The 13,463-nt window shown below is 68.6% G+C and carries 11 protein-coding genes; 1 reads left to right on the forward strand and 10 read right to left on the reverse strand.

What is annotated here, in order from left to right; all coding sequences use genetic code 11:
• The coding region (locus tag NFU04_RS05880; protein ID WP_251308580.1) for a response regulator at positions 1 to 451 on the reverse strand (451 nt) is incomplete at its 3' end.
• A gap of 138 nt (positions 452 to 589) precedes the next feature.
• On the opposite strand from NFU04_RS05880, the gene exaC reads away from it, so the two are divergent.
• Positions 590 to 2,110 carry an acetaldehyde dehydrogenase ExaC gene (exaC, locus tag NFU04_RS05885; protein ID WP_251308582.1) on the forward strand — a complete coding sequence of 507 codons (1,521 nt, stop codon included), beginning with the start codon at positions 590 to 592 and terminating at the stop codon, positions 2,108 to 2,110.
• A gap of 100 nt (positions 2,111 to 2,210) precedes the next feature.
• On the opposite strand, the gene NFU04_RS05890 is transcribed toward exaC, so the two are convergent.
• The 9 genes from NFU04_RS05890 to NFU04_RS05930 all read right to left on the reverse strand — a co-directional run bounded on the left by NFU04_RS05890 (position 2,211) and on the right by NFU04_RS05930 (position 13,382).
• Complete coding sequence (locus NFU04_RS05890; protein WP_251308583.1) at positions 2,211 to 2,684, reverse strand: TlpA disulfide reductase family protein; 474 nt, start codon at positions 2,682 to 2,684, stop codon at positions 2,211 to 2,213.
• A gap of 61 nt (positions 2,685 to 2,745) precedes the next feature.
• The gene (locus NFU04_RS05895; RefSeq protein ID WP_251308584.1) at positions 2,746 to 3,702 is read right to left on the reverse strand and encodes a L,D-transpeptidase family protein; all 957 of its coding nucleotides are present in this window, start codon (positions 3,700 to 3,702) and stop codon (positions 2,746 to 2,748) included.
• A gap of 113 nt (positions 3,703 to 3,815) precedes the next feature.
• Positions 3,816 to 5,837: a choline BCCT transporter BetT gene (gene betT, locus NFU04_RS05900; protein ID WP_251308585.1), complete on the reverse strand. Its 2,022-nt coding sequence runs from the start codon at positions 5,835 to 5,837 to the stop codon at positions 3,816 to 3,818.
• A 389-nt stretch (positions 5,838 to 6,226) separates the two neighbouring features.
• The gene (locus tag NFU04_RS05905; RefSeq protein ID WP_251308587.1) at positions 6,227 to 6,859 is read right to left on the reverse strand and encodes a hypothetical protein; all 633 of its coding nucleotides are present in this window, start codon (positions 6,857 to 6,859) and stop codon (positions 6,227 to 6,229) included.
• A gap of 352 nt (positions 6,860 to 7,211) precedes the next feature.
• A complete protein-coding gene (locus tag NFU04_RS05910) occupies positions 7,212 to 7,898 on the reverse strand; it encodes a response regulator (RefSeq protein WP_198057189.1) in 687 nt (228 codons plus the stop codon).
• Between the two features lie 13 nt (positions 7,899 to 7,911).
• Positions 7,912 to 9,327 (reverse strand): ATP-binding protein, encoded by a 1,416-nt coding sequence (locus NFU04_RS05915; protein ID WP_251308588.1) that lies wholly within the window; start codon positions 9,325 to 9,327, stop codon positions 7,912 to 7,914.
• A 94-nt stretch (positions 9,328 to 9,421) separates the two neighbouring features.
• Positions 9,422 to 10,471: a LacI family DNA-binding transcriptional regulator gene (locus NFU04_RS05920; RefSeq protein ID WP_251308589.1), complete on the reverse strand. Its 1,050-nt coding sequence runs from the start codon at positions 10,469 to 10,471 to the stop codon at positions 9,422 to 9,424.
• Between the two features lie 116 nt (positions 10,472 to 10,587).
• Complete coding sequence (locus NFU04_RS05925) at positions 10,588 to 11,694, reverse strand: ABC transporter ATP-binding protein (RefSeq protein ID WP_251308590.1); 1,107 nt, start codon at positions 11,692 to 11,694, stop codon at positions 10,588 to 10,590.
• 68 nt (positions 11,695 to 11,762) lie between these two features.
• A complete protein-coding gene (locus NFU04_RS05930) occupies positions 11,763 to 13,382 on the reverse strand; it encodes an alpha-glucosidase family protein (protein WP_251308591.1) in 1,620 nt (539 codons plus the stop codon).
• Between the last annotated feature and the right edge of the window lie 81 nt (positions 13,383 to 13,463).

Below are 13,463 nucleotides of genomic sequence, written 5' to 3' on the forward strand. Positions count from 1 at the left end.
CGGTCAGGGGATTCTCCGCGAGGGGGGCCGGCGACGCAGCGGGGGCGGGCGGCGTGCGCATGATGGTCGGCGGCAGATAGACCTGGCCCTCGAGCACCTGGCGCAGGGCATCGAGCAGCGTCTCCCGGGGCGTCGACTTGGGGATATAGCCCACGGCGCCCAGCTCCAGGGCCTCGAGCACGGTGGCCCGTTGCTGTTCGGCGGAGACGATCACCACCGCCAGCTCCGGGGCCGCCTCCCGCAGCCGGGTCAGGCCGCTCAGGCCGTCGGCGTCCGGCAGCCCCAAGTCGAGCAGCACCAGGTCCAGGGTCTCATGGGTCGTGGCCAGCCGTAGCGCCTCGGCGAGACTGGCCGCCTCGAGGACCTCGCTGGCCTCGAGGCCGGCGGCGATCACGCCGCTAATCGCTTCGCGAAACAGGGGGTGGTCGTCGGCCACCAGCAACCTATGCATGGACGCTCCTCGTTGTCGATAGTCGCCTCCTCCCAAAGGAGGAGGCCTCCTCCTGCCATGGCATGATGCCCCGAGCGTCGCCGTTGGCCAACACTGGGAGGTGTCCGATTCAACAACGATAATCTCAGGAGATACGCCATGATCTACGCCAATCCCGGTCAGCCCGGCGCGGTAGTCGGCTTCGAGTCCCGTTATGGCAACTATATCGGCGGCGAGTTCGTGCCGCCGGTGAAGGGCCAGTACTTCGATAACGTCAGCCCGGTCAATGGTCAGGTCTTCTGCCAGGTGCCGCGCTCGGGTGCCGAGGATATCGAGCTGGCCCTGGACGCGGCCCATAAGGCCGCCCCGGCCTGGGGCAAGACCGCCGCCGCCGAGCGCAGCAATCTCCTGCTGAAGATCGCCGATCGCATCGAGCAGAACCTCGAGGCCCTGGCCGTGGCCGAGACCTGGGACAACGGCAAGGCGGTACGCGAGACCCTCAACGCCGACCTGCCGCTGGCCATCGATCACTTCCGTTACTTCGCCGGCTGCCTGCGCGCCCAGGAAGGCACCGCCGCCGATATCGACGCCAATACCGTGGCCTACCACTTCCACGAGCCGCTGGGCGTGGTGGGGCAGATCATCCCCTGGAACTTCCCGCTGCTGATGGCCACCTGGAAGCTGGCCCCGGCGCTGGCCGCCGGCAACTGCGTGGTGATGAAGCCCGCCGAACAGACCCCGGCCTCGATCCTCAAGCTGATGGAGGTGATCGGCGACCTGCTGCCGCCGGGGGTGGTCAATATCGTCAACGGCTATGGCGCCGAGGCGGGCCAGGCGCTGGCCACCAGCAAGCGCATCGCCAAGATCGCCTTTACCGGCTCCACCCCGGTGGGCGCGCATATCCTCAAGTGCGCCGCCGACAACATCATTCCCTCCACCGTGGAGCTGGGCGGCAAGTCGCCGAATATCTACTTCGCCGATATCATGAACGCCGAGCCGGAATTCATCGACAAGGCCGCCGAGGGGCTGGTGCTGGCCTTCTTCAACCAGGGCGAGGTGTGTACCTGCCCGTCCCGGGCGCTGATCCAGGAGTCCATGTACGACGCCTTCATGGCCAAGGTCATGGACAAGGTCGGCCAGATCAAGCGCGGCAATCCCCTGGATACCGAGGTGCAGGTGGGCGCCCAGGCCTCCCAGGAGCAGTTCGACAAGATCCTGTCCTATATGGAGATCGCCCGTCAGGAGGGCGCCGAGTTCCTCACCGGTGGCGACAAGGAGAGCCTGGAGGCGGGCATCGACCAGGGCTACTACATTCAGCCGACCCTGGTGAAGGGCCATAACAAGATGCGCGTCTTCCAGGAGGAGATCTTCGGCCCGGTGGTGGCGGTGACCACCTTCAAGGACGAGGCCGAGGCGCTGGCCATCGCCAACGACACCGAGTTCGGCCTGGGGGCCGGGGTCTGGAGTCGCGATATCAACGTCGCCTTCCGCATGGGGCGCGGCATCCAGGCCGGTCGCGTCTGGACCAACTGCTACCACCAGTACCCGGCGCATGCCGCCTTCGGCGGCTACAAGAAGTCCGGCGTCGGCCGCGAGACCCACAAGGTGGCCCTCGAGCACTATCAGCAGACCAAGAACCTGCTGGTCAGCTACGACATCAACCCGCTGGGCTTCTTCTGATCCCTTCGGGAGGCGACAGTCGCGGGGGCGCCATGGCGCCCCCGCTGTCGTTAGGGGGCGTACGAAACGTCGGCGAGCGCAGGCAGTTTTCGTATAGAGCTTAGGAGGTCTCCGCCTCCTGCAGCAGCAGCCCCAGCTGGGCACCCAGCCGCAGGTCCTCCTCGACGCCGAAGTGGCGATAGCGTAGCCGTCCCCGGGCATCGAAGAGCAGGGTGCTGGGGGTGCCCTCCAGGCCATAGGCGCGCATGGTGCGAGGCAGGGGGTCGCCGGCGGGGCCGGGGGCGTCGATGCCCACCGGAAAGTCGTAGCCATGCTCGGCGAGAAACACCGCCAGGGCCTCGGGCCCCATCACCGCGTGATGCTCGAAGACGGTATGCAGGCCCACCACCGTCAGCGGTGTGCCGGCCAGCAGCCGCGCCACCCGCTGGGTCTGGGGCAGGCCATGCAGCACGCAGCCGGGGCACAGCATCTGGAAGGCGTGGAGCAGGACCACCCGCCCCCTGAGCCCGGCCAGGGTCAGGGGGCGCTCGCTATTCAACCATCGTGAGACCCGCCACTCGGGGGAAGGCGTCATGGGGCTATCCTCATGGGTTTCTTATGAGGATAGCTCCCGGCTGTATAGCTCCGGGAAGCAATCAGGCGCCGGGGGAGAGGCCGACGATCCGTCCCGGGGCGGCATCCAGGGCCTCGCTGAGCACGGCGTAGTCGATGGCGACCTGCGCCTCGGCCTTGAGCGCCTCCAGGGTCGCCAGGGCCTCGAGGCGGTGAGTCAGGGCCCGCTCCTCCACCTCGGGGGTGGCGAAGGACTGGGCGTAGAGGGTGCCGTCCTGCCAGGCGGCCTTGAAGGGCTGGTCGATCAGGTTGACCGGGGTATCCACCGGCACCGAGCGGAACAGCGCCTCCACGTCTTCCGGGAACATGCGGATGCAGCCGCGGCTGGCACGCATGCCGATGCCGTCGGGGCGGTTGGTGCCATGGATCAGGTAGCCGGGGATCTCCAGCAGGATGGCGTGGCGTCCCAGGGGGTTGTCCGGCCCCGGCGGCACCACGGCGGGCGCCTCCTCGCCCCGGGCGGCGGCTTCCTGGCGTACCGATTCGGGAGGGTACCAGGCCGGGTCTTCCAGCTTCATGGTGGTGCGGGTGGTGCCGAGGGGGGTATCGAAGCCCTCGCGGCCGATGCCGATGGGGTAGGTCTCGACCCGTGGCGTCTCGCCGTCGCCCACCTCGGGATAATAGTAGAGTCGCAGCTCGGCGATATTGATGACGATGCCCTCCCGGGGCGCGTCCGGCAGCAGGTGCTGGGCGGGGATCACCACCTCGGTGCCCTCGCCGGGCAGCCACAGGCTGACCTCCGGGTTGGCGTTGCGGATCTCCTCGTAGCCCACGGCATGCTCCCTGGCGATATCCAGCAGGGTCTGCTCGTGGCTCGCCGCGACCGTATAGGGCGCGCCGACCAGGCTGCCGTGCTCCGGCAGCGGGTAGTGGCCCCGGGGCCAGTCGTCGTCGGCCAGGGCGGCGCCGGGCAGGGCCAGCAGCAGCAGGGCCAGGAGGGAGGACCAGGGGCGGTGCCGGCGAGCGGTATCCAACATCATCACGTACCTCGGCTAGGGGAGGCGCCATCATACCCGCTGAGGGGGCGGGGGGACCATACGACGACGGCGGCCCCCAAGGGCCGCCGTCGTTCTGCCGGCATGGCGAGTGCTGGTTAGCTCAGCTCGCCGATGGAGCCGGGCATGGCATGCACCTTGGCGCTGTCGGCGCGGGACAGGGCCAGGAACTCCAGGTGACGCTCATACTCCGCCAGGACGTCGCCGATCACCTGGCCGCGGGTATAGCCATTGAGGTCCTGCCCCAGGCCGCCCTCGGCCAGGTAGACGTCCAGGCGCAGGTAGTAGTCGTCATCCGCCGGCAGGAAGCTCGGTGCCCGCAGGCGGTGAGGGCGCACCTGGTAGACGAAGCTCTGGGCCTCCTCGAAGTCCACCTGCAGGGTGAGTCGCGGCAGGGGCTCGTCCTCGAGGCGCTCCTCGCTGACGCTGGCGCTCTGACCCCGGCCCTCCAGTTCCTCGGCGAACTGGGTCAGGGCCGGGCGAATGGCGTGTTCGATGGTGGCGCCGGCGCCGGCCCGGTTGGAGGTGTCCAGGGCGCGGTCGAGGCGCTCCCGCCAGTCGCCGCCGGGGGCGGTGCCGGCGATGCGGCGCCGCGCCTCGGCCTTGTCGCCCTCCATGCGCAGGGCCCGGTAGAGGCCCGCCATGATGGCGAAGATCACCACCGAGAAGGGCAGCGCCGTGACCACCACGGCGCTCTGCAGGGCCGCCAGGCCGCCGGCCATCAGCAGGGCCACGGTGACCAGGCCGATCACCGCCGACCAGAAGATGCGCAGGCGCACCGGGGCGTCGTGGTTGACGTCGGAGAGGATGGAGGTGAAGTTGGCCAGCACCAGGGCCCCGGAGTCCGCCGAGGTGACGAAGAAGACGATGCCCAGGAGGGTCACCACGGCGGCGGTCAGGCCCACCCAGGGGTAGGACTCCAGCAGGGTGTACATGGTGGTCTGGGGGGTGTTGAGGGCCTGTTCGCCCAGTTCCACGGCGCCCTGAGCCACCAGCTCGATGCCGCTGTTACCGAACACCGACATCCACACCATCATAAAGGCCAGCGGGATGCCCAGGGCCCCGGCGACGAACTCGCGAATGGTGCGCCCGCGGGAGATGCGCGCCAGGAAGAGGCCGACGAAGGGCGTCCAGGCGATCCACCAGCCCCAGAAGAAGATGGTCCACCACATCTTCCACTGGTTGGCGCCCTCGCCGGCGAAGGCGTAGGTGTCGAAGCTCTTGGCCACGAAGCCGGCGAAGTAGTCGCCGGCGTTGTTCACCAGCTTGTCGAGCAGTTGCAGGGTGTGGCCCTGGAAGAGCACGAACAGCAGCAGGGCCAGCGCCAGCAGCATATTGAACTCGGAGAGGCGACGGATGCCCTTCTCCACGCCGCTGACCACCGAGATGGTGGCCATAATCACCACCAGGACGATCAGGATCACCTGCACCGAGAGGCTCTCCGGCACGTCGAACATGTAGTTGAGGCCGTAGTTGAGCTGCATCACCCCGATGCCCAGGCTGGTGGCGATGCCGAACACCGTGGAGAGCACCGCGGTGATATCCACCGCATGGCCGATGGGGCCATGGATACGCTTGCCCAGCAGCGGGTAGAGGGCGCTGCGGATGGCCAGCGGCAGGCGATGGCGGTAGCTGAAGTAGGCCAGGGCCATGCCCATCAGCACATAGAGGCCCCAGCCGGAGAGGCCCCAGTGCATAAAGGTCTGCACCACGGCGGCGCGCATCGCCTCCTGGCTCTCCGGAGTCAGGTCCGGCGGCGCCAGGTAGTGGGCCACCGGCTCGGCGACGCTGAAGAACAGCAGGTCGATACCGATACCGGCGGCGAACAGCATCGCCGACCAGGAGAGCAGGGAGAACTCCGGCCGGGCATGGTCCGGGCCCAGGCGGATGCTGCCGAAGCGCGAGCAGCCGATCAGGATCACGAAGACCAGGTAGGCCACCACCGCCAGCATGTAGTACCAGCCGAAGGTCTGGTTGACCCAGGCCAGGGCGGCATCGAAGAAGGCGCCGGCCTGGTCGGTGAAGGTCATGGTGAGGACGAGGAAGATCAGGATACCGGCCACCGAGCCGTGGAAGACGGCGGGGTTGAGCCGGTCTCGTCGCGGGTTGTCTTGGTTCATGGGGGACTCCCTAGTTATTGATATTGTGTCTCGCACCGAAGGGGCCGGGTGCTGGGGTTGGGATCGTCGTTATTTTGATTGAACACACAATTAAAATAGCGGTGATCTCATCGCCCTGCCTGCTGATGAGCCGGCCAGGGTCGCAACGGGATACGAGACACGCGATAAGCGTCGCGTCGGGGCAAGTGGGGAGCCGATGGGCTTCCCCGGCACGGTCGGCGAGGCGACCGGCAATCGCTAATGCATAATGGATTTTTATTGATTGCCCGTTCAAATAAAATACGCACTTCTCGACGGATCTTCAACCCGGGGGCGGAGAGGGCAGGGAGGCGACAAGAAACGACGACGCCCGGCAGGAGCCGGGCGTCGCGGGGTGAGGGAAGCGTGGGTCAGGCGTCGTGGTGGCGGTGACCGCGGTCCTTGCCGTGACGCTCACCACGCTCGGGGCGCATGGCCTCCTGGAGCTCGGCGAGCTGGGCCTCGTCGAGGATCTCGGCGAGGGCGGCGTGGTGCGACGCGCGCAGCTCGCGCAGTGCGTCGCGACGCGCCTCCCGGTCGTCGAACTCGCGCTCGCGGAGCTCGGCCAGGTCGCCGGCGATGGTGGCGCGGGTGGCCGTCAGGGCCTCACGCTGCTCGTCGGAGAGCGCCCAGTCGTCGATCAGGGCATCCAGGCGCGCCTGCATGGCGGCACGGCGTTGCTGGCGATGCTCCTGGCGGGCCTCGGCGAGGGCCTGGCGCTGCTCGTCACTCAGCAGCGCCTCCAGCTCGGCGCGGTGCTCGGCGTGCAGCTCGTGCAGCGTCGCCTGGTGCGCTCGGCGGGCCTCGTCGATGGCGGCCCGGGTCTCGGCATCCAGGTCGAGGCGTTCGAGCAGTGCCTCGTGGCGGGGGCCGGCGTCATGGAGCCCCCCATGGGGGCCCTCGTGGTGGCCGACGCGCTGGCCATCGGCCAGGGCCGTCAGCGACAGGGGGGCGATGGCCAGGGTCAGCAGGGCGGGTATCAGCCGCTTGCGGGTGATCGGCATCGAACGTCTCCTTTGCGGTGTGTCGATGCCTTCAGTGTCGTCGTCGCTTGTGCAGGGAGGGTGCAAGCTTCGGGGAAGCACGGATCTTATTTCCCCTTTGCCCGAGTTATCGATTTTTGCGCAGGACTACTCTGGGGGCAGGCACCCGGAAGGCCGGACCCCCGCGAAGACGCTGTGGACCCCTCCCTGGGCACTCGACTTTTTCCTGCGGCGCTCTCGCATCCTGCTCCGCTTGCAGGACCGGGGTAGGCCATCCATGGCCTACCCGTTCGGAGGAGTCCTCCTCACCCCTGAAAAAGACGCTCAGCTTCGACCTGCCCCCAGCGCCCCTCGAGTCGTACCTCCTGCCAGTCTACTCCTCGGGCTGGTATTTATAGCCGACGCCATAGACCGAGCGGATGATCTCGCGCTCCGGCCAGACCTCGGCGATCTTCTTGCGCAGCTTCTTGATATGACTGTCCACGGTGCGCTCGGAGACCACCCGGTGATCCCGGTACATATGATCCATCAACTGATCCCGGGAGAAGATGCGCCCCGGGGCCTGCATCATCACCCTGAGCAGCTGGAATTCCACCGCGGTCAGCTCCAGGTCATGGCCGTCGGCCAGGGCCCGCCAGCCCTCGTCGTCGAGGCTCAGGCCGTTCTCCGCCACGGGGGCATCCTGGGCGCGGCTGCGGCGCAGCACCGCCTTGATCCGCGCCACCACCTCCCGGGGGCTGAAGGGCTTGCAGATATAGTCGTCGGCGCCCAGCTCCAGGCCCAGCAGGCGGTCCACCTCCTCGACCCGGGCGGTGAGCATGATCACCGGCAGTGCCGGCCAGCGGGCGCGGATCTCCCGGCACAGGGTCAGGCCGTCGGTACCGGGCAGCATCAGGTCGAGCAGTACCAGGCTCGGGGTCTGCTCGCCGAGCCAGGGGATCACCGCATCGCCATGGGCGAGGTGGTGCCAGGCGAAGCCGTTGCCCGCCAGGTAGTCGCCCACCAGCTGGGCGATCTTGGGCTCGTCTTCCACCACCAGGATGGTGTCATCGGGGAGCATGGCGTGGTCTCCGTTAGCGGGTGTCTTCCAGCAGGCGGGGGAACTCGAGGGTCCAGCATAACCCGCCCAGCGGTGAGGGGGAGGCGTGCATGCGCCCGCCATGGGTGGTGACCAGCGCCTTGGCGATGGCCAGTCCCAGGCCGCTGCCGCCGCTGGCGCGGTTGCGGGAGCCCTCGACCCGGTAGAGGCGCTCGGTGAGCCGCGGCAGGGCCGCCGCGGGCACCCCGGGGGCGCTGTCTTCCCAGGTCACCCGCACCCGCTCGGCGTCCTGGCTCAGGGTCACCCTCAGGTGCCCCGGGGCCTCGGTGTAGGCGCAGCTATTGTCGAGCAGGTTATTCCACAGCTGGCGCAGGCGCTGCATATCGCCGCGTATCGGTGCCGGGCCCTGGATATGGGTTTCCAGGGTCAGGCCGCGGTCCTCCAGCCAGCCCCGGGCCTCCTCCAGCCGGGTGGCCAGGGCCTCGCTCAGGTCGAGGGGCGCCAGGGAGGCCTCCAGGGCGCCGGCATCGCTCTGGGCCAGCAGGCGCAGGTCGGCCACCAGGCGCTCCAGTTGGGCCACCTCCTGGGCGAGGGAGTGCAGGCTGGTGTCGTTGAGGGGGCGGATACCGTCCTGCATCGCCTCGATCTCGCCATGCAGTACCGCCAGGGGGGTGCGTAGCTCATGGGCGATATCCGCGACCCAGCGACTGCGGGCCTGGCGATTGGCCTCCAGGGTCGCCGCCAGCACATTGAAGTCGTGGGCCAGGCGCGACAGCTCGTCGTGGCCGCGCTCGGTCAGGCGCATGCTGTAGTCGCCCTCGGTGAGGCGCCGGGTGGCCAGGGCCATGCCGCCGGTGCGTCGCCCCAGCCACCAGGAGAGGCCGCCGGCCAGCAGCAGCGAGGCCACCACCAGGGAGGCGACGATGATGCTCAGGTTGCGCTGCTGGCGCTCCAGGAAGACCCGGTCCATGCGCGCCATCAGCGATTCGGGACGCCGATAGCCCAGGGAGCCGACCTTCTCGCCGTCACTCTCGATGGGCAGCCAGACCAGCTCCGGGGCCTCCTCCTCGTCGTGGCGGCGCTCCAGGCCGATCACCGGCAGCCCCTGGGCATCGTTGAGCACGAAGTCCCGGGCATTGCCGAGCGGCGGCTCCAGGCCCCGGGGGTCCTCGCGACCGGCCAATAGCTGCTGGCGCACCAGGCGATACCAGGCGCGGTGGGTCTCGCGCAGCCACTGCCAGTCGCCGCGTCGGCGCCACTCCTCGCCCAGGGCCTCGGCGAGCTGGCGGGCGCGGTTGGCCTGGGTGGTCTCCAGGTAGTCGATAAAGCCCTGGTCGAGGCTGCGCGAGACGCCCACGAAGAGCAGCGCCGAGGTGGCCACATTGACCACCAGGATCACGGCGAAGAGCTTGAAGCCGAGGCGCGATAGCAGGTAGCGGGGCAGCCGCATCTTGATCTCTCCACACGAGCGCGGGAAACACCCCAGTCTGGCTCGCCGGGGTGCAGGCTTTGGTCAGCCATTATGCAGGGAAAGTGCAAGCCCTTCAGGGACAGCTGTCGCCGAGCCAGAGCTCGGTGGTGAGGGTATGCGAGCGGGGCTCGGTCAGGCCGAGGATCATGCGCGCCGCCATGCGCCCCTTCTCGACGCTGTCCTGGCGCACCGTGGTCAGCCGCGGGGCCCGGTACTGGCCCTCGGCGATGCCGTCGAAGCCGGTCAGGCGCAGGTCCTCGGGGACGCGCAGGCCGCGCCGCTCGGCCAGGGTCAGGGCGGTCAGGGCGATGCGGTCAGACATGCACAGCAGCAGGTCGGGACGCTCGTCCTCGGGCAGGTCGAGGAGCGCCTCGAGCACCGGGGCGCACACCTCGAAGGTGTTCTCCTCGACGTTCCACATGGGCACGCCGGCGGGATCATGCCCCGCCTCGGCCAGGGCCCGATAGAAGCCACAGAGCCGCGAGCGGGTGATGGTCTGGTCGGCGCTGAGCAGCCGCCGGTCGGCGCCGATGGGGCCGTTGCAGGGCTCGGCGGTAAGGCGCAGGTTGATGATGGCGGGGCGGCGTGCCCTGCGGCTCAGAGCGTGGCGGGCGATGGCGTAGCAGGCCGGCTCGTCGTCCACATGAATCGAGGGGCGGCCCTCCACATCGAAGTCCACCGCCACCAGCGGCGACTGGGGCGGCAGGGGCTCCAGCAGGTCCTGGCTGGGCATCAGGCCATAGACGATATACCCATCCGCCATGCTGGCGGCGCCGGGCAGCTCGCTGCGCATCTGCCGGGCGGAGAGCAGCAGCAGGGTATGGCCGTGGGCATCGAGGACCTCGGCGATGCCGGAGAGCAGCTCGCTGGCTACCGCATCGTTGATGCTGTAGGTCAGGCTCTCGGCGAGCACCACCGCGATGATCCGCGAGCGCCCGGTGCGCAGGCTGCGGGCCTTGGCATCGGGGCCGCGATAGCCCAGGCGCTTGGCCTCGCCGAGGATGCGCTCACGCAGGGCGGGAGAGAGCTGGTCTGGACGATTGAAGGCGTTGGAGATGGTCGCGGTGGAGACACCGAGCTCCCGGGCCAGGTCCTTGAGGGTCATGCGACGGGGGGTAGACACTTGGGCTTCCTTCGCCATCTGGATCGATTCAGTTGGCTCGCTATCATAGGCGCAATCCCGGCCCTTGGCCACCGCGCCCCGGGTGGCGCCTCGTCGGCGAGGCGCCACCTCCAGCCTCAGGCCACCGCCCGGGCGGTGGCCACGCCCAGTGCCCGGTCGTCGGCGTCGAACAGATGCACCTGCTCGGGGTCGGGCACGAGGGCCACCTTCTGGCCGACACGCCAGGGGCTGGGGGCCTCGCTGCGGTGGATCAGCAGGGTCTCGCCGGCCTTGGGCGCCAGGTAGACATAGACCTCGTTGCCCAGGTACTCGACGTTGACGATCTCGAAGGCGTTGTCGCCGGAGGCCTCGGCCAGCCGCAGGTGCTCGGGGCGCACGCCCAGGGTCAGCGCCTCGCCGGCCGCCTGGTGGGCGGTGTCCTGGGGCAGGGCCAGCTCGCCGATACCCGCGGCGCGCACCCGGCACCCCGCGTCGTTTCCGGCCACCAGTGTCGCCGGCAGGAAGTTCATGGTCGGCGAGCCGATAAAGCCGGCCACGAAGCGCGTGGCCGGACGCTGGTAGAGCTCGTGGGGCGTGCCCACCTGCTCGACCCGGCCGGCGTTGAGCACCACGATCTTGTCGGCCAGGGTCATGGCCTCCACCTGGTCGTGGGTGACGTAGATCATGGTGGAGGCGAGGCGCTGATGGAGCCGGGCGATCTCGTTGCGCATCTGCACGCGCAGCGAGGCGTCCAGGTTGGAGAGCGGCTCGTCGAACAGCAGGATGCGCGGTTCCCGGGCCATGGCGCGGCCCATGGCCACACGCTGGCGCTGGCCGCCGGAGAGCGCCTTGGGCTTGCGCTCGAGGAGCTCCTCGAGTTGCAGGATGCGGGCGGTGGCCATGACCCGCTCGTGGATCGTCTCCTTGGCGGTCTTGGCGAGCTTGAGGCCGAAGGCCATGTTCTCGTAGACGGTCATATGCGGATAGAGCGCATAGGACTGGAAGACCATGCCCACGCCGCGCTCCCGGGGCGGCAGGTCGTTGACCACCTGTCCAGCGATGGAGAGCTCGCCGTCGCTGATCGATTCCAGCCCGGCGATCAGCCGCAGCAGGGTCGACTTGCCGCAGCCGGAGGGGCCGACGAAGACCACGAATTCGCCGTCGCCGATATCCAGGTCGACGTCCTTGATGATATGGGTATGGCCGAAGACCTTGTTGACCTTGTCGAGGGTGACGCTTGCCATGGGGTGTCTCCTTGCCGGCCCGGTGATGGGAGTCCTCGTCCGGGCCGGCCTGTGGTTATGAGTGTGGCTCAGAGGGCGAACCAGGCGGCCTGGTAGGGGGGCAGACGCAGGGTCTCGCCGTCCCGCTGGGCATGGAAACCGTGCCCCGCCAGCGCGTCGCCGACCGCCATCGGCAGCCGGGTCTCGTGGGCCTGGCCGGTCAGGTTGAAGACGCAGAGGAGCCGCTCGTCGCCCTTCTCACGAACGAAGCCGAGCAGGTCCTCGCCGACATCGACCAGGCTCAGGTTGCCATCGACCAGCGCCGGGTGGGCGGTGCGGAAGGCCAGCAGGCGACGGGTGGCGTTGAGTACCGAGGCCGGGTCGTCCTGCTGGCGGGCGACGGCCAGCGGCAGCTGGCGGGCCTCCACCGGTAGCCAGGGCTCGACGTCCTCGGCGGTAAAGCCGCCCTGGGGGGCATCGCTCCAGGGCATGGGGGTGCGGCAGCCGTCGCGACCCTTGAACTCCGGCCACAGCACCTTGCCGTAGGGGTCCTGGAGGCGCTCGAAGGGCACCTCCGCCTCCGGCAGGCCCAGCTCCTCCCCCTGGTAGAGACAGACGCTGCCGCGCAGCGAAAAGAGCATGGCCAGCGCCACCTTGGGATAGGCGAGCGGGTCCTCGTCCGCGCCCCAGCGGGTGGCGCTTCTTACCACGTCGTGGTTGGAGAGCGCCCAGCACGGCCAGGCGTCGCCGGCCAGGCGCTGGAAGCGTTCGATCACCTCGCGGAGATAGGTCGCCGAATGGGGCGCGTTGAGCAGGTCGAAGGTGTAGGCCATGTGCAGCTTGTCGCCGCCGGCGGTGTACTCGGCCATGCGCGCCAGCGGATTGTCGTCGCCGATCTCCCCCACGGTGGTGGTACCGGGATACTCGTCCATCAGGGCGCGCAGGTCCTTGAGGAAGTCGAGATTCTCCGGGCGGCTCAGGTCATAGACATGGCGCTGCCAGGTATAGGGGTTGGCGTCCGGGGCGCCGAGGGTCTTGGCCTCGCCGGCGGGCACCGGGGGGTTGTCGGTGAGCGCCGGGTCGTGGAAGTAGAAGTTGACGGTGTCCAGGCGGAAGCCGTCGACGCCGAGTTCCAGCCAGAAGCGCATATTGTCCAGCTGGGCGGCACGCACCTCGGGGTGGTGGAAGTTGAGGTCCGGCTGGCTGGTCAGGAAGTTGTGCAGGTAGTACTGGCGGCGCCGGGAGTCGAAGGTCCAGGCCGAGCCGCCGAAGATCGACAGCCAGTTGTTGGGCGGCGTGCCGTCCGGCTTGGGATCGGCCCAGACGTACCAGTCGGCCTTGGCATTGGTGCGGTCGGCGCGGCTCTCCTGGAACCAGGGGTGCACCTCGGCGGTATGGCTGATCACCTGGTCGATCATCACCTTGAGGCCCAGTTCGTGGGCGCGGGCCAGCAGCGCCTTGAAGTCGTCCAGGGTGCCGAACATCGGGTCGACATCGCGGTAGTCGCTGACGTCGTAGCCGAAGTCGAGCATCGGCGAGGTGAAGAAGGGCGACAGCCAGATGCCGTCGACGCCGAGGCTCGCCACGTAGTCGAGCTTCTCGGTGATGCCCTTGAGGTCGCCGATGCCGTCGCCGTTGGCGTCCATAAAGCTGCGCGGATAGATCTGGTAGATGACGCCACCGCGCCACCAGGTCAGGTTGTCTTGCATCTTAGGATCCTTGAGAGACATAAAACAGTGCTAGCAGAGGGCTCTTATGAAGGACGGGGCTAACCTGGGCTCAGGCCTCGC

Origin of the sequence: Halomonas sp. NCCP-2165 (assembly GCF_023708045.1) — a bacterium.
In the GTDB taxonomy this organism is placed as follows: Bacteria; Pseudomonadota; Gammaproteobacteria; order Pseudomonadales; family Halomonadaceae; genus Bisbaumannia; species Bisbaumannia pacifica.